The following is a 26,725-nucleotide window of genomic DNA, read 5'->3' on the forward strand; positions in this document are numbered from 1 at the left end:
TTATTTGTTAAAATTGGGTTAAAGTATTTAATTAAAAACAGATTTCTTTTAAATATTAAAATCTCTTTTAGGATTAAATAAGAAAATCATTAAAAAGAAGAATATCGAAACGCCTAAGAAGTACTGATAATAATGATTTGCATTTTGAGAATTAACTGTGGTAACAGTATCTGAAACCGTTCTGTTGATTTCTTCAGCAATTCTTTTAGGAGCATCGTTCATATTATTTCCATCGATGTAAATTCCGCCTGTAGATTCTGCCATTTTTTTTAGAGCTCCGGTTTGTCTTTTTGACACAACAGTTTCACCATTATGATCAAATTTATACCCGATAAGCTGACCATCATCATAAACCGGAACAGGCGCACCTTCATCAGTTCCCACTCCTACAGAAGTAATAGCGATTCCTTCTTTGTTTGCCAATCTTATTGCTGCATTATCATTCCCTTCATTATCTTCGCCATCACTTATCAAAACTACTTTTCTTGCACCTTTGTTGATATTTTTAAATTTGGTTGCTGTAGTTTCCATTGCTGAAAGAAAATCTGTCCCTTGAATGGTGATATTATCTGTAGTCAAATCTGTAATATAATTTTCTACTGAGCTATAATCTGTCGTTAATGGCATGATAGAAACTGCTTCACCTGCAAAAATTACGATCCCTATTTTATCATTTTTCAATTCATGCATTGTATTGATGATCAAATTTTTAGCCTGAGTAAGCCGATCCGGATTAATATCTTCTGCATTCATAGAATTAGAGACATCCAATACAAACATTACGTTATTCATCTTTTGCTTGGTCTCTATTTTTTCAGCTCCACTTAAAAGGTCAATAATTGAGAATATCAAAAAAAGTGTTGCCAAAAAATAAAGTGCAGGAAATATTTTTATAAATCCGGAATTCTTTTCAAACAAACTTTCATGGAATTTTGATTCTGCAAACAATTCTCTTTTTCTTTTTTTCCAACGCAGATAATTCATCAGAAAAAATGATAAAAACGGCAGAAGCAGCAATAACAAAAGATACCAGTAATTTCCTAAATACCAATCCATCAGCTTAAAAATTTATATAGTATCCAACGTAAAACAGCATCAAAAACCAGCATTCCTAAAGCGATCCAAAGAAAAATTTTAAAATACTCCTCATAATTATACAATTTAGAAATATTGATGTCGGTTTTTTCAAGTTTATTAATTTCAGAATAAATTTCCTGCAATCTGTTTTCAGAATCTGCTCTGTAATATTTACCATCAGTAGTTGCAGCAATTTCTCTCAACATATTTTCATCAATGGAAACTTCTCTTTCATCATAAATATATCCAAATTCATCATAAGTAACAGGCATTAAGGCATAGCCATTAGTTCCTATTCCTATGCAATATACTTTAATATGATTGTCTTTGGCAAGAGTCGCGGCAAGCTCTGGAGAAAAAAGATTTTTCACGGGGCTGTTTACGCCGTCGGTCATCAAAATAATCACTTTGCTTTTCGCTTTACTTTTCATCAGGTGATTCACAGCAACCGCCAAACCGTCTCCTACAGAAGTTCCGTCTGCCATTTCAAGCTGATTCATATTCACAATTTCCTCCTTTACAGCATCATGATCAAACGTTAAAGGTACTTTCAGAAAAGCTTCCATCTTATATTTTACCAAACCAAATCGGTCATTCGGTCGTTTGTTGATAAAATCTACTGCAATATTCTTTAATACATCATAGCGATCCGGATCAAAGTCTTTCGACAACATACTCAGCGAAACATCTACAGCCAACATAATATCAATTCCTTTTGTTTCGTCTCGGTCTTGAGAAACCGAAAAAGTTCTCGGTCTTGCCATGGCAATAATCAAAGCTGAAAGGATGATATATTTTGAGATTTTCAATAAGAAAATCACAGGTAAAATACCATTACTGCTGTTCATATTTTGGGTAGTGGGAACCTTAATTCCTTTTCTCTTTTTCTGACTTAAATCTCTAAATAAAAGCGGAATAAACAGCAAAAACAAAAGAAAAAACCACGGACTGTAAAATTCAAAATCAAACATCTTTTCTCAGGTTTTCAAATTCTAAATCCTTGGAAGAGCGCTGCACAAAGTCTCTTATTTCGGCAAAATCTTTTTCCATCAGCTTTTCATCAGGAAATGTTTTGGCAAATTTCACCAAATCTCCTCTTAAGAAAACATCTTCTACAATTTTTTCGTTCTCCTGCGAAATCGTATTATTTTCTTTCATTAAAACAATTAAATCATCCGTCAGCAAAATATCTGCAGGAATTCGGTATTGTTTCGTGATAAATTTTCTGGAAATATCAATCAGCTCCACATAAAACGAACGATAGTCTCCGTCTTCGATGTATTTTTTCTTTTTTAATGAATCTAATTCTTTTAAAGTCTGGTTTGTCGCTACAACAGGCGAATCTTTACTTCGTCTTCCATATTTTACAAACATTACAATCACAAAAATTAAACATATAAAAGCGATTGCCGCCAAAACATACCATTTATAAAGTTGCCAGTAATCGGTTACTTCCAAATCAACTTCCTTATTGCTCATAATGTCATTAATCTGATCTTCTTTCATCGCAGTATTGATGACCTCAATTTCATAAGGAATTGTTTTTAAAAGCTTGTCTCCCACTTTAAATTCAAGCTCCGGAATTTTAAAAACTCCTACTTCATAAACAGCAAATTCTATTTTTCTTTCATACGTATTGGCGTTGATATTGATGCTGTCTGAAATTTCTTCAAAATGAAAAGGCAATAATTCATCTTTTGGCGCTGTAATCACTGCACGGCTTTTAAGATTATCTATTTTTATAACCAAATGATTTACCTCTCCCAAAGCAAGCGTCGTTTTCTCCAGTTTAGAAGAAAGCAGCTGTGCAAAAGAATTTACACAGATAAAAAATGAGAGTAATAAGAATATTTTTTTCAATTTAAATACTAAATTTTGGCTAAAGCCTATTTTCTATTTTATCATGTAAAGCGGACTAAAGTCCGCTCCTATTGAATATTTTATTTTTTCTGAAAATAATTATATAACATCTTTGAGTAATCTTCTCCGGTATTGATGTTCAGAAACTGGGCTGAAGAATTCGCAAAATCTTCTTCCAGATTTCTTTGTTTCTGTTTTTGTGCTTCAGCAAATGTATATCTCCATCTTGCACTTGAAGTATTTACCCAAACCTGATTTCCCGTTTCAGCATCGTACAGCAAAGTGTAACCTACATCCGGAATTTCGTTATCTTTTTCATCGTAAATTCTCATTCCTAAAAGCTGATGTTTTCTAGAAGCCACTCTCAGAATTTTAGAATCATAATCATCCTCAAAATCCGAAAGCAAAAACACAAGAGACTTTCTTTTAAAAATCCCCATCATATATTCTAAAGCTTTATCAATTTTTGATTCTGCAGGAACATATTCAGCCGTTAAAATATGACTGATCATTGATAAAACATGCTTCCTTCCTTTTTGTGGCGGAATTACCTTATATACCTTGTCTGCAAATAAAATCAAACCTACTTTATCATTGTTTCCAGCTGCAGAAAATCCTAAACTTGCCGCAATTTCCGCAACATATTCTCTTTTTAACTGGGTCTTCGTACCATAATCCATTGATGCAGAAATATCAACCAAAATCATCATGGTCAATTCTCTTTCCTCTTCCATTACTTTAACGAAAGGTTCACGAAAACGAGCTGTTTTATTCCAGTCGATCCTACGAATCTCATCTCCGAATTGGTAAGGACGAACTTCAGAAAACGTCATTCCCTGTCCTTTAAAAGCACTGTGATATTGCCCCATCAAAGTAGCTTCCGTTTTCCTTCTGGTACGGATTTCTATTTGCTTGACTTTTTTTACAATATCTTTTATTTGCATGGTTTCAAATGTAACAATGTATCAGTTTATCAATGTAACAATCTCAAAATTGGTAAACTATTACATTGGTAAATTGCTACATTAATTAGGGTGCTTGAATTTTAGCTAAAATCCTGTTTACAATTTCTTCGGAAGTAATTTCTTCGGCTTCGGCTTCAAAAGTAAGCCCGATTCTGTGTCTTAAAACATCTTGTGCTAAAGCTTTTACATCTTCAGGAATTACAAAAGCTCTTCCTTTCAAAAACGCATACGCTCTTGAAGCAATCGCTAAGTTAATTGATGCTCTTGGTGATGCCCCAAAACTGATGTAATTTTTCAGTTCAGAAAGTCCATATTTTTCAGGATAACGGGTTGCAAAAACCATATCCAGAATATATTTCTCAATCTTTTCGTCTAAATAAATCTGATTAACAATTGCTTTTGCTTCAACAATATTCTGTAATGAAATTACCTGTTTAATTTCAGGTTGATGCGAAGTAGAAACCATTCTCATCACCTTTCTTTCATCTTCAAATTCAGGATAATCAATTTTACATTTCAGCATAAAACGATCGCTTTGCGCTTCAGGCAAAAGATAAGTTCCTTCCTGATCAATCGGGTTTTGAGTGGCTAAAACCAAAAAAGGTTTTGGTAAAGGCATGGTTTCATCACCGATGGTCACCTGCTTTTCCTGCATTACTTCCAAAAGAGCCGACTGTACTTTCGCCGGAGCTCGGTTGATCTCATCTGCCAAAACAAAATTCGCAAAAACGGGACCTTTTTTTATCGAAAAGTCATTCTCCTTGATGTTGTAAATCATTGTTCCCACCACATCTGCCGGAAGCAGATCTGGAGTAAACTGAATTCTTGAAAACTCACCGTGAACGGCTTCTGCCAAAGTCTTTATTGCTAAAGTTTTTGCCAAACCGGGAACACCTTCCAGCAAAACGTGACCATTTCCTAAAAGCCCTATCAAAAGTCGGTCAATCATGTAATGTTGACCAATAATCGCTTTATTGATTTCCTGCCTCAAAAGATTAAAAAAATAATTCTGTTCTTTAACCTTTTCGGTCAATTGACGGATGTCTTCTGCTTGATATGAATCTGACATTAGTTTGGATTAAAATAATGGGTAAATTTCTGATAAATACTTGCACTAATCAACACAATTAATGCCATATTTGAGTTAAAGTTTGTTAAATCTTCTTTCTTAAATGTAAGGTTAATAATCGGTCTTTTAATAAATTTATCTCAACAAAATCACTTATTTCATAAAAATCTATAAATTTTCCTTCATTGCTTCGGTCAAGAATTGTCATTTTCAGTTTATTAAACTATTTTTGACGATTAAAATATTGTAAAATGAATTATCATTTTCAAGCTCACCGACAGGTTAGAAAAAACCTTTTAGATATTCTGCAGGATACTTCTCACGAAGATCTTTTATTAATTCCTGATGGTTTTAATAACAATATCTATTGGAATATTGCTCACACCGTTGCTACACAGCAATTGCTGCATTATTACCTGAGTGGAAATCCTTTCAGAATTGATAAATACTGGATTGAAACTTATAAAAAAGGAACTTTACCGAATCTGAATGTTCAAAAATCTGAAGTAGAAGATTTAGAATTTTTACTCACTGAAACTTCAAAAACTTTGATGAAAGATTTCGACAGTGATTTCTTTTCAGATTACACACCTTACACCACAAGTTTTGGGATGGATCTGAAAAGTATTCAAGATGCTATTATTTTTAACAACATGCACGAAAGTCTGCACTATGGCTATGCAATGGCGCAGAAGCGAGCAATTTTAGGAGAAAAAGGAAGATAGTCAGTTTGTGAATTTTACTACGTAAGTCAAGAGTCAATTGTGAATTTTACACATTGTTGAAAATTGATTTCGAAGAAAATTGACGATTGACCATTCACCATATAATTTTTATGACAAATCAATGAAAGACGATTTTATTTTTGGGCTTCGTCCCGTATTGGAAGCTATTGAAGCTGGAAAAACTATTGACAAAATTTTTGTGCAAAATGCATTGCAGGGAGAGATTTATGCTGAACTGAAAGCTATTTTAGCAAAAAATAAAATACGTCCCAACTACGTTCCTGTAGAAAAACTTAACCGTTTTACAAGAAAAAATCACCAAGGTGTAGTGGCTTTTATTTCTGATGTTCCTTTTCACAGAATTGAAAATATTGTTCCTGAATTATTTGAAGAAGGTAAAACGCCATTCATTTTAATTTTAGACAGATTAACCGATGTAAGAAACTTCGGGGCGATTTGTAGAACTGCAGAATGTGTAGGAATTGATGCAATTGTAATTCCTGAAAAAGGAGGTGCACCTGTAAATTCTGATGCGATAAAAACTTCAGCTGGAGCGATGTACAATATCAAAATCTGTAAAGAACCGAACTTAGCTCACGTTGTAGATTTCTTACAGCAAAGTGGGATCGCAGTATTTTCGGCAACTGAAAAGGCACAAAAATTGATATACGACGTTGATTTTACTGCGCCTTGCGCCATTGTAATGGGAAATGAAGAAACCGGAATTTCTAAAGAAGTTCTGCATCATTCAGACGAAAAAATAAAGCTTCCGATAGAAGGAAAAACACAGTCTCTAAACGTTTCTGTAGCATGTGGAGCTATTTTATATGAAGCAATGAGACAGAAAATCACAAAAATTTAATTCACCTTTTTAAAATTATTTAATGAAATCGAGAGCAATTCGATTCCATATGACCTTAAAAAAATAAGAAACTTCCATATGAAAAATATAGCAGCATTAGCGCTTATCTCAATAGCACTTGTTTCATGTAAAAAAGAAACAGCAACCATCACGAAAGTAGATCCTAAAACAGGAAAAACAATCACCGTAGAAGTTCCTGCAGATTCTATAAAAGAAGTAAAAGCAGATGCGGCAATCAAAGATTCTTTGGGAGTTTTCAAGCAAACTTTTAAGCTTGAAAAAGGAAAAACCTACCCTTTAACAACGTATCAGAGAGATACCAAAACGATGACTGATCCGCAAGGTAAAACCATGACCGGAACCAGCGAATCTACTGATGAGATGAGTTTCACAGTGAACGATATCAAAGGTAATGTTTACGACTTGACTATTAATCTGATTGGAAAAAGAAATTCTCAGTCTGCACAAGGTAAAACCGTTGTTGTTGATACAAAATTGCCGATTCCTAAAGAAGATGATCTGAAAATGATCTGGAATGTGAATAAAGCACTTACCGGAAACAAGCTGAACATGAAGATGGATACAAAAGGAAATGTAATTTCTATCACCGGATTTGAAGCAGTTTACACAAAAATATCTGATGCGTTGAAGAATATCGTTAAAGACGCTAACCAAAGAGCAAGTGTTGTAGCAAGCCTTAAAGAAAGCTTCAACGAAAAGGTTTTGAAAGATCAGTTTGAAAAAAACCTTTCTGTACTTCCTAAAAAAGGAGCTAAAATCGGTGATAAATGGAGCACTTCTGAAAATGCAGACGAAGCTGGAAAAATTAAAGTGACTTCAAACTATACATTGAAAAGTGCAGGAAATGGAGTTGTAGAAATTTCAATCACAGGTGGAATTCCTAAAAAAGAAGAGAAAAAATCTCAAGGTCCGATGACGCACAGCATGAGCAGTGAATTGTCTCAAAACGGAACCATCAAGTTTGACCAAAACACAGGATGGATTAACAACCAAAACATCAGTGTAAAAACAACACAGGTAGAAACTATTTCAGACGGAAAACAATCTCAGTCTATGAAAAGTGTTTCAAACTCTTCTGTAATGGTAAACCCTTCATCTAAATAAGTTTTAGGGTTTGAGTGTGTGAAAGTTTTAGAGCTGAAATCCTACAACTTTAAACCTTGAACTTTGAATTATTAAATAAAAAGTAATATGTCTTTTATCAAAGGAATTTTTGAGATCGTTCTCGCAACCATTGTTATTTTTTTTGTATGGAATATTTTGAAGCGAATTTTCTTCAAAAAGTTTTATAATTTCATGGGATTCAAACCCAATAACAATCAACAGCAGGAAACGAAAAACTCAAAAACAAATATTGAGAAAAAAGTAAAGTGGGACGCAGAAACTGTGGACTATGAAGAGGTGAAAGAGAAAAGATAATTTTATTTAAATATTATTTTGAATCTTTACAACATCTAAAATAAAATCTACTTAATAACCAAGATGGCAAAAAACAAAAACTTAATATACATTGCAGTTTCTTTAATTGCATTTTTAGTTTTAGCATTTTTATATTCTACTCCTGTTTTTACAGGAAAGCAGCTTTTCCAACACGATATTGTACAGTATCGTGGTGGCGCGAAAGAGTTGATTGATTATCGAAGCAATTTCGACAAAGAAACCTACTGGAGCGACTCTATGTTTGGCGGAATGCCAACTTATCAGATGGGAAGCCGTTTTGAAGGAGACATTATCAAAAAAGTTGATAGCTACCTGAATATTTTGCCAAGACCAGTTAATTATTTGTTTTTATTGTTCTCAGGGTTTTTCCTTTTAGGAATGGTTGCCGTTCGAAACTGGAAATACGCCCTTTTGGGAGCTACATTTTTCGGGCTCTCCACTTATTTTTACATCATTATTGCAGCTGGACACAACGGAAAAGTAAACACCATAGAATATTTCGCACCGCTTTTAGCCGGAATTTTATTGGTTTATATCAGAAAAAAATACGTCCTCGGATTTATTGTTACTACCCTTTTCTTTGGTTTACAGATTGCGGCAAACCACCCGCAAATGACCTATTATCTGTTCTTAGGTTTAGGATTTTTATTTATTTCTGAATTAGTAAGAGCGATAAAAAAGAAAGTCCCGATGAAACATTTTTTGATTTCATCAGGAATTATAGCTTCTGCTTTAGCAATTGGAGTTGGAATGAATTCTCAAAGAATCATGGCAAACTCCGAATATATTAAAGAAACGGTAAGAGGAAAACAGATTCTGAATACCGAAACCCATACTGCCGGAAATACCGGAATGGACAAAGAAAGTATTTTGATGTGGAGCTACGGTCAGCTGGAAACTTTAAACCTATTTATTCCAAGATTGATGGGAGGCGGAAGCCAGGAACCTGAAGGAAAAGAAATGATGGAAAAAGTACAGCAGCTTGTTCAGGATAATGTAACTTCTCAAGCCGAGTACGACCGAATTTCTAAAGGATTTGGAAGTTTAACGTATTGGGGAGACCAACCGGGAACTTCCGGACCTGCTTATCAAGGTGCCATTGTTTGTTTCTTGGCGCTTTTAGGATTCTTTTTTGCCTCAAAAAAATACCGTTACTGGATTTTAGGAGCTACAATTCTCACCATATTATTGGCTTGGGGAAGCAACTTCATGCCACTTTCAGACTTCTTTATAGAATACGTTCCGTTTTACAGTAAATTCAGAGCACCTTCTTCAATTTTGGTTGTTGTGGAATTGTTATTTCCTTTAATTGCGATTATCGGATTATATAGATTTTTCAATAGTGAAACTTTAGAAGAGGACTACAAAAAGAAAATCCTTACGTATGTTGGAGGTGGAACTTTAGGTTTAACTTTACTTCTGATTGTTTTCGGAAAATCAATTTTAGGCTTTTATACCGACAACGAAAAACTCTACCTGCCTCCTTTCCTACTCGATTATTTGGTCGATGAACGTTTCAGCATGTTCAGAACAGACGCTATCAAAGCATTATTGTATGTTGGAATTACAGTAACTGTTTTATTCTTTGCTTTAAAACAAAAATTAAATCAAAATATCGCTTTGGTTATCATTGGATTGGTGAGTTTATTTGATCTTTGGACGGTTAATAAGCGTTATTTAAATGACGATAATTATGTAGATAAAATCTTTGCTGAAAATCCTTTCCAAACTGAAGGATCAGATTATTTAGCTGAAAAAGTAGGCGATAATGCCAACTTACAATCGATTTTAGCAAGTATTCCTGTGAATAAAACATTGGAAACAATTGCTGAAAATGATAAAAAACATTACCGAATTTACAATCAGGTTTTAGGAACAACCAGCGAAACCAATACTTCTTATTTCAAAGCTTCTATTGGAGGTTATCATGCGGTGAAACTGAGAAGATATGACGATTTATTAAATAAATATATCGTACAACCCGACAGCGTAAAAACTCCAAAAATTCTGAATTTACTCAACACCAAGTACATGATCTTTGGTAATCCGGGAGAGCCACAAGTTGTTCAGAATCCTAAAGCCAATGGAAATGCATGGTTTGTAAGTGATTTAAAATTTGTAAATACTCCAAACGAAGAAATTAAATATATCGGGGAAATCGACAGTAAGAAAACCGCTGTTATTAATGCTTCCGACAAATCATATTTCAATAACAAACCGGTTCAGGCAGATTCTACAGCAACGATCAATCTGACCAAATATGAAGCCAATGAACTAGAGTTTAAATCTCAGTCTAAAACGCCGCAATTAGCCGTTTTCTCTGAAATTTATTATCCTCATGGCTGGAAAGTTTTTGTTGATGAAAAAGAAGTTCCATACATCAAAGCCGATTATTTATTGCGTGCAGTACATGTTCCTGCAGGAAATCATCATATCAAAATGATTTTTGAGCCACAAGTCATCGAAACTGGAAAATGGATTTCTCTTCTTTGCTTCGGATTATTTGTTATATTAAGTGCGTTTGGAATTTATTTTATTTACCAAAAAAGAGATAAAAAACAAGTTGAAATCATTAAGTAATTAAAAGTTTAAAAAGCTTATGATTACTCAAAATTACATAACAGATCTTACCTACAAAATAAATGGAGCTTGTATTGAGGTTCATAAGATTTTGGGTTCAGGTTTAGCTGAAATAGTTTACCATAAAGCTTTAGAAAAAGAATTCAGGTTAAGAAATATTGAGTTCAAGTCTGAATTTAAAATTCCTGTTATTTATAAAGATGAGTATTTGGATTGTGATTTTAAATGTGATTTTTTGATTGAAGATTTAATTGTTTTAGAAATTAAATCAGTTACTTCAATTTTAGATTTACATAAATTCCAAGTTATTAACTACATGAATTTATTAAAAGTTCCTAAAGGGATTTTGGTAAATTTTAATGTGAAAAACCTATATCATTTTGGTCAGGAAACATTTATTAATAAATATTTTGATAAATACGATTAAATAATAATTTTCTAATTTTTAAACCGCAAAAGAAACAAAAGATTTATTAACTTTTCAATTATTCAAAAGAAAGCAAAATAGGATCGGTTACTTGAAAATTCCGAATTATTATAATGTTTACGTTTTGTAAGCTTTTGAATTTCTCAAAAACATTTTTATCTTTTGTCTCTTTTGCGGTTAAAATAAAAAAAATAATGTCCACGGATAAAAAAATCCTTATTATCACCTATTATTGGCCACCTGCAGGAGGACCAGGAGTTCAGCGATGGCTGAAATTCGCAAAATATCTTCCAGAATTTGGTTGGAAACCGATCATTTATACACCTGAAAACCCAAGCTACCCTTTATTGGATGAAAGCTTAATGAAAGATGTTCCGGAAGATCTGGAAATCGTAAGAACAAAGATCTGGGAACCTTATCAATTGGCGGAAAAGCTTAATAAAAGCAATAAAAAATTCAAAGCGGGGCAATTTGATGTCGGTAACAATCAAAGCTGGAAATCTAAGCTTTCGATTTGGGTAAGAGGTAATTTTTTCATTCCCGATGCGAGAGTTTTTTGGGTGCAACCTTCTGTAAAATTTCTTGAGCAATATTTGAAGATCAACAATATTGAGACGATCGTTACTTCAGGACCACCCCACTCGATGCATTTGATAGGTTTAAATTTAAAAAAGAAATTTCCCGATTTAAAATGGATTGCTGATTTCAGAGATCCGTGGACTGAAATTTCATATTATAAACATTTAAAACTGACCAACAGATCAGATAAAAAGCACCGCCAATTAGAATCTGAAGTTTTTAAAAATGCAGATATCACTTTGGCTACAAGCTATACCGATGCAGAAAATTTCCGTAAAAATGGAGCGAATGCATTTTGTATCACTAATGGATTTGATGAAACAGACTCAAACCCTCAAACCCTTCAACCCTCAAACTCTCCAACCCAATTTACACTAAGTTACATCGGTGTTTTAGAACAGTTAAGAAATCCTGAAAATCTTTGGAAAGCACTTGATAATTTAGTGAAAACCAATTCGGATTTTGCGGAAAACTTTAACCTAAAATTTGTTGGGAGAATTGATGATAAAATTTTAGAAGTTATTGAGAAATCAAGCTTAAAAGATCATATTCAGAATCTTGGTTACGTTTCGCACAATAAAGCGGTTGATGAAATGGCGAAGTCTTCCCTTTTATTGATCACTAATTTTCCAAATGAGTCTTCAAAAGGTATTATCCCTGGAAAAATATTTGAATACTTGGCAACAGGAAAACAAATTATTTCTTTTGGTCCAAACGAAGCTGATGTTGCAAAAATTTTAGATGAAACAAAAGCAGGAAAACATTTTGGATACAATGATTCTAAAGAAATTGAGGATTTTATTTTAGAAAAATTTGAACTGTGGAAAAATGGAAACCTTTTAGAAAACACTCAAAACATTGAACAGTTTTCAAGAAGAAATCTAACGAAACAACTTTCTGAAATATTATAAAATTATTCCCCATCTAAAAAAGAAGGGGAATTTTATTTAAATAGTCCATTCATCATTGATGACGGCAATTATATAATATTTCCCTTCGAATTCTTCGAAAACAAATCGAAGTGCCTTCCAATCCATTCCGCCATATTTTTCTGAACCAGAAATGTAATTTTCTGTAAAATTAGTATTTGGATATATTTCTTTTAAATTATTAAGAGAATTTCCATTACCTAGAAACCTATCAAATGCATACTCTGATTTTGTAAAATCTTTACGGAAAACCCAGTTTTTCAGGTATTGATTAATGGTTGCTTTATAAATTTCACCTGAACCATCTCGGGAACCCCAAGTGAAAATAGTTTTTGTTGGCAAATATTTTTCAAAATCTGTTTTTGAGAAATGCTTGTCTTCATTTCGGTTAACAAAAGCATACATCGAAAACCTTACGCCTTTTTCAGGATGAATATAATTGGCAAAAACATCATAATAACCTACTTTCAGTGCCTGTAAAAGTTCATCATTGGTCTTTTTCAGCGCAACTTCTTTAGAGAATGCTTCCGGCTTTGTATCGGTTCTTTCATTTGACCTTTTCAGATTATCTGTAGAAACTGCAGGACTTTTATCTTGCTTTTTCTCACAGGACAATGCTGCTAAAAGTATGAATGCTAAAAAAGTCTTTTTCATTATAAAATTTTCGTGAAAAGTTCAAAAGCAGTGCCAGTTTTGAGTTGAAGTCTTTCAATGTTATGTTAAATTAAATAGAGTTTAAAAATCGGAGCAATAGTTTTTGGCTTAATGTTTAGAGACTATTGAGTCAAGCTTTTTTGTATTTTTGTTAGATGGAAATTTTAGATATTCTGATTATCGGAGCTGGGCCGATTGGTCTAAACTGCTCACTCGAAGCAAAGAAAAACAACCTGAGTTATTTAATTATTGAAAAAGGAACGATTGTAAATTCACTTTACAATTACCCTTTATATATGCGTTTTTTTTCGACGGCGGAAAAGCTTGAAATTGCAGAAATTCCTTTTATATCGGCTGCTCCAAAACCTGGAAGACAGGAAGCATTGGAATATTATCAAGGAATTGCAAGGCAGAAAAACATCAATATTAACCTTTACGAAAAAGTATTAAAAGTTTCTAAAAACGGAAATATTTTTGAGGTTGAAACCTCCAAATCAAAATATGTAGCCAAAAACGTCATCATTTCAACCGGGTTTTACGACATTCCGAATCTGATGAATATTCCCGGAGAAAATCTTGAGAAAGTAAAGCATTATTATACCGAACCTTATCCTTACGCAAAACAAAAAATCGTAGTGATTGGTTCGAGTAATTCTTCGGTTGATGCCGCTTTGGAAACCTACAGAAAAGGAGCTGAAGTAACGATGATTATTAGAAATTCTGAGATTTCTGAAAATGTAAAATATTGGGTAAAACCAGATATTGAAAACAGAATTTCAGAAGGAAGTATTAAAGCTCATTTTAATGCTGAATTGATTGAAATTAAAGAAAATTCTGTTGTATTTAAAGACGAAAAAAGCAAAATTCAGGAAATTGAAAATGATTTTGTATTAGCGATGACGGGGTATCTTCCCGATTTTAATTTTCTTAAAAATTCCGGAATTGATTTGCAGGGAGAATGTTTAAATCCTGTCTACAATCCTGAAACAATGGAAACCAATATTAAAAATTTATATTTGGCGGGCGTTGTTTGCGGTGGAAAAGACACTCACCTTTGGTTTATTGAAAATTCAAGAATTCATGCGGAAATGATTATTCGAAACATTCTTTCAACGTAATTATTTTATTATAAGAAATATAACAATATATTCTTACTTTTGAAATATTCAATTTCAATATGAAAAGAAACATCATTTTCGCCTTACTTACCACATTTTTTTCAATTACAATTTCAGCTCAGTCGGATAGCATTCGAGTGTATGTTACCAAAGCGCTGAAAATTATGAAAAATAAATCGGTGAATAAATCAAAGCTTAATTGGGATGAAATATTCGATAAAACTCTTACTGAAGCGTCAAAATCTAAAACGATAAAAGAAACTTATCCTATTATTAAAAATGCTTTAAGCTCATTAAACGATTCTCATTCTAATTTTTATCCTAAAGATGTTGTAAAAGCCTACACATTAGGATATAAAGCAACGGGTCAGGAGTTTCCTGTAATTAAAAGTGAAATGCTGGAAAACAGCTATGCTTACATCAGTTTACCAGATATTGGTTCGTTCAATAAAGATGACTGGAACTTATACATCAATACTTTTTATGCAAAAGTAAATGACTTGCAAAAACGTAAACCTAAAGGCTGGATCATTGATTTAAGAGGAAATTTCGGAGGAATGCTCTATCCGATGTATGCTGCAGTTGCCCCTTTTTTAGACGATAAAAATGTAGTCGGCACAAAAGATGCAGAAGGACAAATTGAATATTACAATTACAAAGACGCTAAGTTCTATGAAGGCTCAACAGCTACACAGATGTTCCAATTAACACAAAAAGAGCCAAAATCGGTGAAAAAACCTATAGCATTATTAGTCGATAAGGTGACGGGAAGTTCGGGAGAATTTATTACCGCTGCATTTGTCGGTCAAAAAAATGTAAAAATTATTGGCACAAATACGCAGGGTTTAACTTCCGGAAACCAAGAATATAAACTATCAGACGGATCTTTCCTTGTTCTTACCACGGGCAATATTGTTGACAGAACAGGAAAAGAATATGCTAAAATTGGCGAAGGAATTCCTCCAAATATCATCATTGAAAAATCAACAGACAAAGCAAAAACAAACGAAAACTATCTTAAAGAAGCGTTTAAGTATATTGATGATAAATAGAAATTAACTTTTGATCTTTAAAACAAAATTTCTTTTCGCATTGGAATTATTTAATGAAATAGTATTTTGGTTTGCTCCGTAGGAGCAATATCTGTGTAGAAAAATTATTGATTTCAAAGGGCGCTCCGTAGGAGCGCTATCTTTTTCAATGTGATTAAAAACGTATTAAAAATCAACCTTCATGCCCAAAACAAAATTTCTTTTTGCTGCAGGATTGTAATATCTGTTTCCAAATGCATTGATATCAAAACCTGAAACATAATCTTCATCGTATAAATTCTGAATTTGCAGATATAAATTCACTCTTGTTTTTTCAAAATCTACAGGAAATCTAAATTTAATATTTCCAACCAAGCTTGATTCTGACCAAACAGAATTTGCATCATTCAAAGGTATTTTTGAAGTATAAAAGTGAGAATAATCAACAGAAAGTTTTTTGAAAAAAGTAAAATTCAGCAAACTGTTTATCGTTGTTCTTGGAACTCCGGTTAAATCATTTCCCGAAAAATCATTTTGATTCTGTTGATAATTTTTAAATTTAAAATCATAAAAACTTCCTGAAAACCTAAATTTCAACTGACTGAAAAAATCATTTTTAAGATCAAAATTTTTAGACTCCAACAAAACTTCAAAACCTTTCTGAACGGTTTTTCCTGAGTTGATAAAATATTCCTGCCCCACTTCATTCTGTCTTCTTACGATTGCATCTTCGAGTCGGAAATCAAAATAATTTGCTTCTACAAAAAAGAAATTCCCAAATTGTTTTCGGATTCCAATTTCTTTGTTCCAACCAAATTCCGGACTTATATTTACATTAAATTGCTGGTTTGAAGAACGAATTTCTTCATTGGTGGGTGCTGAATTTCCCTTTCCTATTTTGCCTCTTGCTGAAAAACCCGGTGCAAAAAGATAAGTCAAACCAAAATTCGGAAGCCATTGATTTTTAAAATCTATTTTCCCATTTTCCGTTCGTGGATAAAGTCTTTTCCAATCGTAAGAATTTGAATTTAAACTGATTGAAATATCAGTAAAAAGTTTTTCATTAAAATTTAATTTCTGTGAAAGAAAATAAAACCCTGAAGTATTTTTAATCTGGTCAAAATTCTGGGGATCACCTTCAAAACTTTTGCTGTTATCATAATTTTTAATCAGAATATTATTCATTCCACCTTCGAAACCAAATCGATACGCTAAAGAAACTTTATCCCAAATTTTCTCATAATTAAAGTGTGTTCTCAAGGCAAAATTCTTTTCAAAACGGTTTTCAAAATTCGTAATAAAAGGGTTTTCAAAATCTACATAAGAACCCTGAATTAAAAGAAAATGTGAAAAATTCGGGGTGAATTGATATTCATTTGAAAGTCCGGCCAAAATCATTTTATTTCGAATTCCCGCATTTTGTTCTTCAGCTCCTGGAAGCGTTGCGGTCTTTGGTCTGGCTTGCTTTCTATTGATATTCACCTGTTCCAAAGTCAATCCGCCCGGAGTTTGATAATCAAGATCCGAATACATCAACATTCCTTTTAAGATTCCCTTTTCTGAATATTGAAAATTGTCTTTTATAAAAATTTGTTTTCTCTTTACCTTCGACTGTTCACGATAAGAATCGGTTTGATAATAACTTTGAAAAACTTCAAAAAAATGTTTCCCTATTTGTTTAGAAAAATCAAAACTCTGGTTGAAAGTTCCATAACTTCCGGTTGACAAATTTGCGGATAAATTTTCTGAAGATCTTGTTTTTAAAAGCAATGTTCCACCAGTTACTGCTCCATAATCACCACTTTCCGGACCTTTATAAATTTCCATTCGATCAATCAATTCTGGAGAAATCACATTAAAATAAGTATTTCCAGAAGCATCTGACAAAATGAAATCATCTAAATAAATCTTCACATTCCGAACTCCAAAAGGTGAACGTAAAGTACTTCCACGAAGCGAAATTCTGTAACTTCCGGGAGAACGTTCTTCCATTCTTGCTCCTGCAATTTGGTTGATTGATTCCAGCATTCTTTCCGGTGTATTTTGATTAAGTAAATTTTCTGAAACTACCGAAACTGATTTTGTGGAAACAATAAAGGTCGTCGGCTTTTTATAAGCATCAATTTTTACTTCTGAAATTAGATTGACAGAATCTTTTTTCTGAGAAAATAAAAAAGTTACGGATAAGGCGGAAAGAAGAAAATATAGTTTTGTCATTAAACAAGGCAAAGCAAAAATTGTACAGTTTAAGTCTAAACTTAAAAATTAGTATATATATCCGTTTTCAATCATAATAAAAAATTTTAACGCAAAGAGCGCAAAGATTTATTTAAACAATTCACTGTTTTTAAGCTCGCAAAGGCGTTTGACTTCGTCTAATCTTCGATTTCAATTAACTAAGCACACAAAGATTTTTCTAATATGACAAAAGCGGACAATCATAAAAATTAGAGTAAAAAAAGCCTTGTCAAGGTTTTGAACTTTGACAAGGCTGACTTACTATTTTAAATTAAATTTAATCTACAATTTCTTTTTTATCTTCAATCATCCACGGAACGATAAAATAAAACGCAATAGCTATGATGGTTGCTAAAACTCCGGTACCGATCCACAAAACGGTAAATCCTAATTTTTCGGCAATTAACGTTCCTAAATAGGGAGTTACAATAAATGCAATTGAAAAGGAAATTCCATTCAAACCCATATAAGCGCCTTTGTTGTTTTGCCCCGATCTCAAAGCAGTGATCGTTGACATAAAAGGCAGTGCCCAAATTTCACCGACAGATAATAAAGTCATTGAAATCACTAAAGTTATAATGCTATAATCGAAGCCCAACATTGCATAAGAAAGTCCACAAATAAAGGTTCCTAAAAACATGGTACGAGCAAGGCTCAGGTATTTTTCGGCAACCTGAACCAATCCCATTTCCAGCAACACAACTATAAATCCGCTGTAACCTAATAAGTAACCAATATTTTGCTGACTTAAGTGTGCCGTGTCTTTGTAAAAAATCGTTAACGTACTGAATAACTGGAAGAAACAGATTGAAAAAAGCATACAGAAAAAACAGTAGATCAAAAACTTACCGTCTCGATAAGGCGAATTTTCTTTTTTAATTTCAATTGCTTCTTTTACTTTTCTTGCTCTCAGTTTTGCGAGTTTATTACGTTTTCGAAAGAAAACAATATATAAAATTCCGGCTAGTAAAGCGGCTAAAGCATTAGAAAAAAACAAAAACTCATAAGAAATAGCCGACAAAATTCCACCTAAAGCAGGACCGATAGAGAATCCTAAATTGACCGCCATTCTGTTTAATGAAAATGCTCTTGTAATATTTTCCGGTTTCGCATATTTGGTAATTGCCACTGAGTTTGCCGGACGAAATGAGTCACTTACAATACTTTGAATCAAAATAATTGCAGCAACTCCCACTTCCGTTTTAAAAAGCGGGATTAAACAAAACAGCGGAACACTCAGTAACAAACTGAGATACTGAACTTTGTACTCGCCAATTTTATCGGTAATAAATCCGCCTAACCAAGAACCGATTACAGAACCGATTCCGAAAAAGCTAAGCACAATTCCTGTATGTTCTATACTGAATTTTAAATGAGCAGTCATATAAACTCCCAAAAAAGGGAGCACCATCGAACCGGCTCGGTTGATGAGCATTACGAGCGCCAACATCCAGCTTTCCTGAGAAAGCCCTTTGAATGAGTTGGTGTATAATTTTATAATTTTCACAATTTTTTATTTTAATTCGTTAATAATTTTTGATAGGATTTTCATCCTATTCTTTATTAAATCGTCCCTTCAGGACTTTTAAACACAAAATAGCATTCATATTTCTCACTAATAACACAAAAAATATTCGTGTATTCGTGGCATTTTGCTATTCAATAAATGTTTAAAAACAAAAAAACAGGGCTTAAAAAATAAGCCCTGTTTCATTTATAATGATATAAATAAATTTTTACTCTGGCTTATAAGAGTCTTTTAAAGTCACCGTTCTATTGAATACAAAATTTGTATCTGTAGAATCTTGATCCTTCGTGAAATAGCCAATCCTTTGGAACTGAAGTGGTTCGCCCACTGCAACTTCCTTCAAACTAGGCTCAGCAAATCCTTGAATTGTATTGACCGATTCAGGGTTAATGAAATTTAAGAAATCTACATCTTTCTCAGCATCAGGCTGTTCCACAGTGAATAATTTCTCGTAGTTTCTGACTTCTACCGGAATTGCATGCTGTGCAGAAACCCAGTGAATAGTACCTTTTACTTTTCTTAAACTTTCCTCAGTTCCGCTTCCCGACTTAGATTTCTCGTCATAAGTCGCATAAATTGTAGTGATTTCTCCATTTTCGTCCTTCTCTACTCTTTCACCTTTAATGATATAAGCAGATTTTAAACGGACTTCTCCACCTAATCTTAATCTAAAGAACTTATTGCCCGCTTCTTCCTTGAAATCTTCACGCTCAATATATAATTCTCTTGAGAACGGAATTTCTCTTGTTCCCGCATCTTCCTGCTCGTTATTATTTTCAGTAGTCAACCATTCTTCCTGACCTTCAGGATAGTTTTCGATCACTAATTTAATAGGGTCAACAACCGCCATCACTCGTTTGGCTACTTTATTTAGATCTTCACGTACACAGAAGTCTAAGAGCTGAATTTCAATTAAATTCTCCCTTTTGGCAACCCCAACTTTATCAATAAAATTCCTTATTGCAGTAGCTGTGAAACCTTTCCTTCTCATTCCTGAAATCGTAGGCATTCTTGGATCATCCCAACCATTTACTACATTTTCAGCAATCAGCCTTTGTAGTTTTCTTTTGGAAGTAATCATGTAAGAAACGTTCATCCTTGCAAACTCTCTTTGCTTGTTTTTAACCTTTCCATCTTCATAAACTTGGTCTAAATACCAGTTGTAAAGCGGTCTGTGGTTTTCAAACTCTAAAGAGCAAAGCGAGTGCGAGATTTGTTCAATATAATCAGATTCACCATGTGCCCAGTCATACATTGGATAAATCTTCCAGTCTGTACCTGTTCTGTGGTGAGGTTTATTCAAAATTCTGTACATCACAGGGTCACGCATATTCATATTTGGTGAAACCATGTCGATTTTTGCACGAAGAGACATTGAACCACTTTCGAACTCTCCGTTTTTCATCTTTTCGAATAAATCTAAAGACTCTTCAACAGGACGATTTCTGAACGGAGATTCTATTCCCGGCTCTGCAGGATTTTTTCTTTGCTCAGTAATAACTTCAGACGGTTGCTCGTCAACGTAAGCTTTTCCTTCTTTGATTAACTGAACTGCCCAATCGTAAAGCTGCTGGAAGTAATCGGATGCATACAACACTTTATCCCACTTGAAACCTAGCCATTCAACGTCTTTCATAATAGAATCTACGAATTCCTGCTCTTCTTTTTCAGGGTTCGTATCGTCGAAACGAAGGTTTACGGGAGCATTGTATTTCTCACCCAAACCGAAGTTGATGCAGATCGCTTTTGTATGACCTACATGCAGATAACCGTTTGGTTCAGGCGGAAAACGGAAACGGATCTGATCTTGTTTCAAACCGTTTGCCAAATCATCTTCGATAATTTGCTCAATAAAATTGAGTGATTTTTTTTCTTCTTCCATTAAAATTCGCTTTAAGATGTCGTATTATCCGACAATTTGCAAATTTAGGAAAATTTAAGGGTTTATGAAAATGATAAATTTTTAAAATAAATTCACTTTAAATTGATTTTTTTTCGGATATTTACAGTCCTAAATCTTAACATAATATCATTATGAAAAAAATAAGAAAGCATTTTCTTGATATTATTGAATATATCAAGAAAGCAATTTTCGTAAACGGGGTAATTTAATTAATTCATTTACCCATTAAAGAATAACCTTTCTCCGTTTAGTTTTAAGTTAGTTTCAAAGTTATTCGTAAACAAACTTCCTGTTCCTAAACCTTGAGGCATTTCGTTTCCTTTTGTAAAAGTATATTGTGCAATTGCATTCAAACCGATATTACTTTCTAAAGCAGAAGTAATCCACCATCCGATATTTTGACGCACAGCTAGAGATACCCACTCATCAGATCCTGAAAATCCGCCTACCAAAGCTGGTTTCAAGATGATGTATTGAGGTTTTATTTTTTCTAAAAGTTTTTTCTTTTCATTGAAATCTATTATTCCAATTAGCTCTTCATCAAGCGCAATCGGAGTTGGAGTTTCGGCACACAAATCTGCCATATCATCCCAATTTCCAGCTTTTATGGGTTGCTCGATAGAATGAATATGTAAATCTGAAAGTTGTTGCAATACAATTTTAGCTTCATCTTTAGAAAATCCTCCATTGGCATCAACTCGCAACTCTAAGTTTTCTTTTGAGAATTTCTGTCTTAATTTTTGAAGAATTTCATGTTCTGATTTCCAGTTGACACCTATTTTTAATTTAATACAATGAAAGCCCTGTTCAAGTTTTTCCCGAATCTGTTCTTCCATAAAATCTACATCGCCCATCCAGATTAAACCATTAATCATCATTGAGTTTTGCCCTTTTGTAAATTCACTCGGAAAATAAAGTTTACCTCCGTACTTTAAATTTAGTAAAGCTTGTTCGTATCCAAACCAGATCGATGAAAATTCTTTCAACTCTTCTTTTAAAAATTCAAAATCCTGATTAATATTTTCACAAAGCCATTTTATTTTTTCTTCATAATCCGGTTTGTCATCGTAACTCAGTCCTCTGAATATGGCACACTCTCCTATTCCTTTATTTTCTTTTTCAAAAATTTCAAGAATATAAGTCTCTTTTTCAAGCAAAACGCCGCGAGATGTTCCACTCGGGCGTTTGAATTCTAATAAATATTTGTAATATTTTGCTGTCATTTATTTTACGCTGTCGATTCGCATAAACTCTTCTGCTTTTTCTACCATATCGATGCTTCCTGCAAAAAAAGGTATTCTTTGGTGAAGCTCAGTCGGCTCAACTTCCATGATTCTTCTAAAGCCGTCTGTTGCCTTTCCACCAGCTTGTTCTGCCAAAAATGCCATTGGATTACATTCGTATAATAATCTCAACTTTCCGTTTGGTGATTGACCGTATGATGGATAGATGTAAATTCCGCCTTTCAACATATTTCTATGAAAATCAGCAACTAATGAACCAATATACCTTGAAGTATAAGGACGATCACCTTCCTCCATCTGGCAATATTTAAGATAATTTTTAACTCCCTGAGGGAATTTTATATAATTTCCTTCGTTGATTGAATAAATTTTACCCGTTCTTGGAAATGTCATATTTGGATGAGAAAGATAATAAGTTCCTAAGGAAGGATCTAAAGTAAATCCGTTCACGCCGTTACCTGTAGTGTAAACAATCATTGTAGAAGAGCCGTAAATAACATATCCTGCTGCAATCTGATTGATTCCTTTCTGTAAAAAGTCTTCTAACTGTACAGGAGTTCCAGGCTCTGTAACTCTTCTGTAAATTGAAAAGATAGTTCCTACAGAAACATTCACATCAATGTTTGAAGAACCATCTAAAGGATCAATTAAAACTACATATTTACTTAAATGACCGTTTTCTCCACATTTAATATCGATAAAATCATCATTTTCTTCAGAAGCAATTCCGCAAACAACTTCTCTTTGAGAAAGTGCAGTGATGAAAATATCGTTGGCAATTACATCAAGTTTTTGCTGTTCTTCACCCTGAATATTCTGATTTCCAGCAGCTCCTGCAATATCTACAATCCCTGCTTTATTTACTTCTCTATTTACTACTTTGGACGCCAGTCTTATAGCACTTAGAAGACGTGAAAATTCACCAGTGGAATACTGAAAATCTTCCTGTTTATCAATTAAAAATTCTCCTAGGGTCTGTAATGGTTGATCTGACATTTTTATGTTTTTTTACTTTAGTCCCAAATTTCGTAAATTTTATCACATTAAAAAACATTTTCGCACAAAAGACCTTACATCCTATTAATCAACATTATACCAACCAAATATTTTAACATCCATACTCAGTTGATGAAGATAACTATCCCCAAATCATACCCTTAAAGAGCAAATATTTCTTATACTTTACATCAATTTTAATTAAATCTTAATTCAATCCTGGCTCATCGCTATTTCATATCTCATCGTAATTCCATAATTTTGACATCCGAAAAAAAATTCAATGTTTTATATCTAACAATTTTATTCTTAACAATTTAATGAAAATTTTCAAGTTTGGAGGCGCATCAGTGAAAGATGCCGAAAGTGTAAAAAATGTATCTATGGTTCTTAGCAGCCAAGGTTTTGAAAAATGTCTACTTGTAATTTCAGCAATGGGGAAAACTACCAATGAGCTGGAAAAAGTAGTAGAATTGTATTTCAAAAAAGACAACTATCAAACTGAAATAGAGAATATAAAACAGAAACACATTGAAATAGCTAAGGGGCTTTTCTCGGACGATCATGCAGTTTTTGCAGAAATCAATTTGTTTTTTGATGATATTGTTTCTTTTTTAAGAAGAAATAAATCTCCCAATTATAATTTTGTTTACGATCAGGTTGTAAGCTGTGGAGAAATGATTTCCACTAAAATTGTAAGCGAATATCTGAATGATATACAATTTACCAATCAGTGGCTTGATGCAAGAGATTACATAAAAACAGATGATTCTTACAGAGACGGGAATGTCAACTGGCAAAAAACTGAGGAATTTATCTCAAATTTAAATCCTGATATCTGCTATGTAACACAGGGTTTCATCGGTTCTGATGATAATAATTTTACTGTAACTTTAGGAAGAGAAGGTTCAGATTACTCAGGAGCAATTTTTGCATATTGTCTTAATGCAACCGCAATGACTATCTGGAAAGACGTTCCGGGAGTAATGACAGGTGACCCGAGAATCTTTAAAGACGTTACGCTTTTATCTAATATCTCATACGAAGAGGCGATAGAAATGGCTTATTTTGGAGCGAGTGTAATCCACCCAAAAACATTGCAACCGCTTCAGCAAAAAAACATTCCTTTTTATGTGAAATCTTTTGTAGACCCTACAAAAGAAGGAACGAAAGTGGGTGTTTCTGAAAAAAACCAAAGCGAAGAATCTTATATTTTAAAAGACAATCAGACGTTGCTTAAAATTTCTACGAGAGACTTCTCTTTCATCGCAGAAGACCACATGAGCTTAATTTTCAACAATTTAGCTAAATACAAAATCAAAGTTTCTTTGATGCAGAATTCTGCAATTTCATTGGCATTATGTCTTGAAGATAAATTCCTTAAAATTGAGGAACTGAATAATGAACTTCAGAAAATTTTCAAAACAGATGTTATAAAAAATGTATCTTTATTTACTGTAAGAAATGCAAAAATGGAGAACATTGATAAATTTTACCAAGAAAAAAGTGTATTATTGGAACAGATTTCTAAGAATACGCTTCAAATGGTAACACTATAAAAACTAACTCGGACTAAACACACATGAGCTTAATATCGAAAAATGATTTAATCAAGGCTTCCGGCTTGCATAAAATAGGGTTCCTAAAAAACCCTGTGGCATCTGCTGTTATGAGCATTGCAAAAATAAATGAAGTCAACAGACTTTATGATAAGCTGAAAGACAAAGAGGGTAAAGATTTTTTCGATTCTTTCGTAAGAGAAAGAAATTTGAGCTATGTAGCTTTTGAAGAAGACTTAGCAAAAATACCGAAAACGGGTCCTTTTATATTGGTTTCTAATCATCCTCTTGGTGCGATTGACGGAATTTTAATGTGTAAAATTCTTTCAGAAGTTCGTCCGGATTTTAAAGTAATGGGAAATTTTCTTTTAGAAAAAATAAAACCCATGGAACCGTTTGTGATTGCTGTAAATCCTTTTGAAGGAAGAAAGGAAATCAGAAACAGTGCAACCGGGATGCGGGAAACACTGAAGCATCTTGAAAATGGCGGCTGTGTAGGAATTTTTCCTGCAGGAGAAGTTTCAAATAAAAATAATCCTTACGGAGAAATTCTCGACAGAGAGTGGGAAAAACCGGCTTTAAAGCTAATAAAAATGGCAAAAGTACCGGTTGTTCCTATGTATTTTCATGCTAAAAACAGTACTCTTTTTTATCAGGTAGCCAAGATTCACCCGAATTTACAGACCATTATGCTGCCTGCGGAAATGATGAATGACCGCGAAAAACCAATCCGTATCAGAATAGGAAAACCTATCACGGTAAAGGTAATGGATGAGATGGAAAATATTGAGGAATTGGGAGAGTTTCTGAAACGTAAGGTTTACATGATGAAATCTTATTATGAAAAACGAAAATCTCTCGCGCAGGCTATTAATCTCAAGAATTTATATGTAAAATTCCCTTTATTAAGAGAAGAAAACATTGTACAGAATATCATTGATGAAACTCCGAAAGAGGATATTATAAAAGACATCAATAAACTGAGAGGTACCGACAAAATGCTTTTCAGCAATGGTAATTATGAAATATATTTTACCCCTTACGAGCAGATTCCTTCTGTAATGAGGGAAATCGGAAGACAGAGAGAGCTTACCTTCCGTGCAGTGGGTGAAGGAAGTAACCTTCCGTTTGATCTTGATGAATACGACAAACATTATCATCATTTATTTTTGTGGGATAATGCCGCAGAAAAACTTGCAGGAGCCTATAGAATGGCTTTAGGAAGAGATGTGATGAAAAAGTTTGGAATCAAAGGTTTTTACACGAGTTCTCTTTTTGAGTTTGAACAAGACATTCATCCGTTTTTCAAGAAAGTAATTGAAATGGGACGTGCTTATATCTGTGAAGAATATCAGCAAAAACCACTTCCTCTATTCCTTTTGTGGCGTGGAATTGTACATGTTTGCTTAAGAAATCCTGATCATAAATTCCTGATGGGAGGTGTAAGTATTTCTAATAAATTTTCAGAATTTTCTAAATCTTTGATGATTGAGTTTATGCGTTCGAACTATTATGACTCTGCTGTAGCTCAATACATTACCCCAAGAAATGATTTTAAAGTAAAGCTTAGAGATCGTGATAAACATCTTTTTTTAGATGAAATGGAATCTGATTTAAATAAATTAGATAAAATCATTGATGATCTTGAGCCTGAATTGAGAATGCCGGTTTTGATAAAAAAATACATCAAGCAAAATGCAAAAGTAATTGCCTTTAATGTTGATCCAAACTTTAATGATGCGATTGACGGATTGATGTATATTAGAATAAGTGATCTTCCTGAAAGCACGATTAAGCCTGTTTTAGAGGAAATGAGTGAGCAAATAAGAAAAGAACAGGAAAATAATCAGACTGAAAATCAGTAGGTTTTAATTTATTGGCAAAAAAGTTTAATTAATATTTGCTTCATATGCCAAAACT

General features: G+C 33.3%; 22 protein-coding genes. 11 read left to right on the top strand and 11 right to left on the bottom strand.

What is annotated here, in order from left to right; translation table 11 throughout:
- Positions 1–48: 48 nt before the first annotated feature.
- The 5 genes from BUR17_RS08275 to BUR17_RS08295 all read right to left on the bottom strand — a co-directional run bounded on the left by BUR17_RS08275 (position 49) and on the right by BUR17_RS08295 (position 4,971).
- On the bottom strand, positions 49–1,056 hold the full coding sequence (locus tag BUR17_RS08275; protein WP_074229828.1) for a vWA domain-containing protein: 1,008 nt from the start codon (positions 1,054–1,056) through the stop codon (positions 49–51).
- Positions 1,056–2,048: a VWA domain-containing protein gene (locus BUR17_RS08280; protein WP_074229829.1), complete on the bottom strand. Its 993-nt coding sequence runs from the start codon at positions 2,046–2,048 to the stop codon at positions 1,056–1,058. The genes BUR17_RS08275 and BUR17_RS08280 overlap by 1 nt, the downstream gene beginning before the upstream one ends.
- Positions 2,041–2,937, bottom strand: a complete 897-nt coding sequence (locus BUR17_RS08285) for a BatD family protein (RefSeq protein ID WP_084550468.1) — start codon at positions 2,935–2,937, stop codon at positions 2,041–2,043. Before BUR17_RS08285 ends, BUR17_RS08280 begins: the two co-directional genes overlap by 8 nt.
- Positions 2,938–3,017: 80 nt before the next feature.
- Positions 3,018–3,881 (bottom strand): DUF58 domain-containing protein, encoded by an 864-nt coding sequence (locus tag BUR17_RS08290; RefSeq protein WP_074229831.1) that lies wholly within the window; start codon positions 3,879–3,881, stop codon positions 3,018–3,020.
- An 85-nt stretch (positions 3,882–3,966) separates the two neighbouring features.
- Positions 3,967–4,971: an AAA family ATPase gene (locus BUR17_RS08295; protein ID WP_074229832.1), complete on the bottom strand. Its 1,005-nt coding sequence runs from the start codon at positions 4,969–4,971 to the stop codon at positions 3,967–3,969.
- A gap of 251 nt (positions 4,972–5,222) precedes the next feature.
- On the opposite strand from BUR17_RS08295, the gene BUR17_RS08300 reads away from it, so the two are divergent.
- The 7 genes from BUR17_RS08300 to BUR17_RS08330 all read left to right on the top strand — a co-directional run bounded on the left by BUR17_RS08300 (position 5,223) and on the right by BUR17_RS08330 (position 12,516).
- Positions 5,223–5,696, top strand: a complete 474-nt coding sequence (locus BUR17_RS08300; protein ID WP_074229833.1) for a DinB family protein — start codon at positions 5,223–5,225, stop codon at positions 5,694–5,696.
- A 121-nt stretch (positions 5,697–5,817) separates the two neighbouring features.
- Positions 5,818–6,558, top strand: a complete 741-nt coding sequence (rlmB, locus tag BUR17_RS08305; protein WP_066681467.1) for a 23S rRNA (guanosine(2251)-2'-O)-methyltransferase RlmB — start codon at positions 5,818–5,820, stop codon at positions 6,556–6,558.
- Between the two features lie 78 nt (positions 6,559–6,636).
- A complete protein-coding gene (locus BUR17_RS08310) occupies positions 6,637–7,683 on the top strand; it encodes a DUF6263 family protein (protein WP_074229834.1) in 1,047 nt (348 codons plus the stop codon).
- Between the two features lie 87 nt (positions 7,684–7,770).
- The gene (locus tag BUR17_RS08315; RefSeq protein WP_074229835.1) at positions 7,771–7,998 is read left to right on the top strand and encodes a hypothetical protein; all 228 of its coding nucleotides are present in this window, start codon (positions 7,771–7,773) and stop codon (positions 7,996–7,998) included.
- A 63-nt stretch (positions 7,999–8,061) separates the two neighbouring features.
- Complete coding sequence (locus BUR17_RS08320) at positions 8,062–10,599, top strand: YfhO family protein (RefSeq protein ID WP_074229836.1); 2,538 nt, start codon at positions 8,062–8,064, stop codon at positions 10,597–10,599.
- A 19-nt stretch (positions 10,600–10,618) separates the two neighbouring features.
- Entirely contained in the window at positions 10,619–11,026 is a 408-nt protein-coding gene (locus BUR17_RS08325) for a GxxExxY protein (protein ID WP_074229837.1), read from the top strand.
- A gap of 194 nt (positions 11,027–11,220) precedes the next feature.
- Entirely contained in the window at positions 11,221–12,516 is a 1,296-nt protein-coding gene (locus tag BUR17_RS08330; protein ID WP_074229838.1) for a glycosyltransferase family protein, read from the top strand.
- A 36-nt stretch (positions 12,517–12,552) separates the two neighbouring features.
- Here BUR17_RS08330 and BUR17_RS08335 read toward each other — a convergent pair whose 3' ends face one another.
- Entirely contained in the window at positions 12,553–13,188 is a 636-nt protein-coding gene (locus BUR17_RS08335; RefSeq protein ID WP_074229839.1) for a hypothetical protein, read from the bottom strand.
- A 155-nt stretch (positions 13,189–13,343) separates the two neighbouring features.
- Between BUR17_RS08335 and BUR17_RS08340 the strand changes: the two genes are divergently transcribed.
- Both BUR17_RS08340 and BUR17_RS08345 read left to right on the top strand, forming a co-directional pair.
- Positions 13,344–14,306 (top strand): YpdA family putative bacillithiol disulfide reductase, encoded by a 963-nt coding sequence (locus tag BUR17_RS08340; RefSeq protein ID WP_074229840.1) that lies wholly within the window; start codon positions 13,344–13,346, stop codon positions 14,304–14,306.
- A 59-nt stretch (positions 14,307–14,365) separates the two neighbouring features.
- Complete coding sequence (locus BUR17_RS08345) at positions 14,366–15,358, top strand: S41 family peptidase (protein WP_074229841.1); 993 nt, start codon at positions 14,366–14,368, stop codon at positions 15,356–15,358.
- Between the two features lie 165 nt (positions 15,359–15,523).
- On the opposite strand, the gene BUR17_RS08350 is transcribed toward BUR17_RS08345, so the two are convergent.
- From BUR17_RS08350 to fbp, 5 genes are all read right to left on the bottom strand, one after another.
- On the bottom strand, positions 15,524–17,554 hold the full coding sequence (locus BUR17_RS08350) for a TonB-dependent receptor (RefSeq protein WP_074229842.1): 2,031 nt from the start codon (positions 17,552–17,554) through the stop codon (positions 15,524–15,526).
- A 298-nt stretch (positions 17,555–17,852) separates the two neighbouring features.
- Positions 17,853–19,025 carry an MFS transporter gene (locus tag BUR17_RS08355; RefSeq protein WP_084550523.1) on the bottom strand — a complete coding sequence of 391 codons (1,173 nt, stop codon included), beginning with the start codon at positions 19,023–19,025 and terminating at the stop codon, positions 17,853–17,855.
- A 286-nt stretch (positions 19,026–19,311) separates the two neighbouring features.
- Positions 19,312–20,985 (bottom strand): glutamine--tRNA ligase/YqeY domain fusion protein, encoded by a 1,674-nt coding sequence (locus tag BUR17_RS08360; protein WP_074229844.1) that lies wholly within the window; start codon positions 20,983–20,985, stop codon positions 19,312–19,314.
- Between the two features lie 239 nt (positions 20,986–21,224).
- Entirely contained in the window at positions 21,225–22,229 is a 1,005-nt protein-coding gene (locus BUR17_RS08365; protein WP_074229845.1) for an o-succinylbenzoate synthase, read from the bottom strand.
- The gene (gene fbp, locus BUR17_RS08370; RefSeq protein ID WP_074229846.1) at positions 22,230–23,246 is read right to left on the bottom strand and encodes a class 1 fructose-bisphosphatase; all 1,017 of its coding nucleotides are present in this window, start codon (positions 23,244–23,246) and stop codon (positions 22,230–22,232) included.
- A gap of 320 nt (positions 23,247–23,566) precedes the next feature.
- On the opposite strand from fbp, the gene BUR17_RS08375 reads away from it, so the two are divergent.
- Positions 23,567–24,805: an aspartate kinase gene (locus tag BUR17_RS08375; RefSeq protein WP_074229847.1), complete on the top strand. Its 1,239-nt coding sequence runs from the start codon at positions 23,567–23,569 to the stop codon at positions 24,803–24,805.
- 23 nt (positions 24,806–24,828) lie between these two features.
- Positions 24,829–26,670 (top strand): lysophospholipid acyltransferase family protein, encoded by a 1,842-nt coding sequence (locus BUR17_RS08380; RefSeq protein ID WP_074229848.1) that lies wholly within the window; start codon positions 24,829–24,831, stop codon positions 26,668–26,670.
- Positions 26,671–26,725 lie beyond the last annotated feature (55 nt).

This window comes from Chryseobacterium scophthalmum (assembly GCF_900143185.1).
GTDB classification, from domain to species: Bacteria; Bacteroidota; Bacteroidia; order Flavobacteriales; family Weeksellaceae; genus Chryseobacterium; species Chryseobacterium scophthalmum.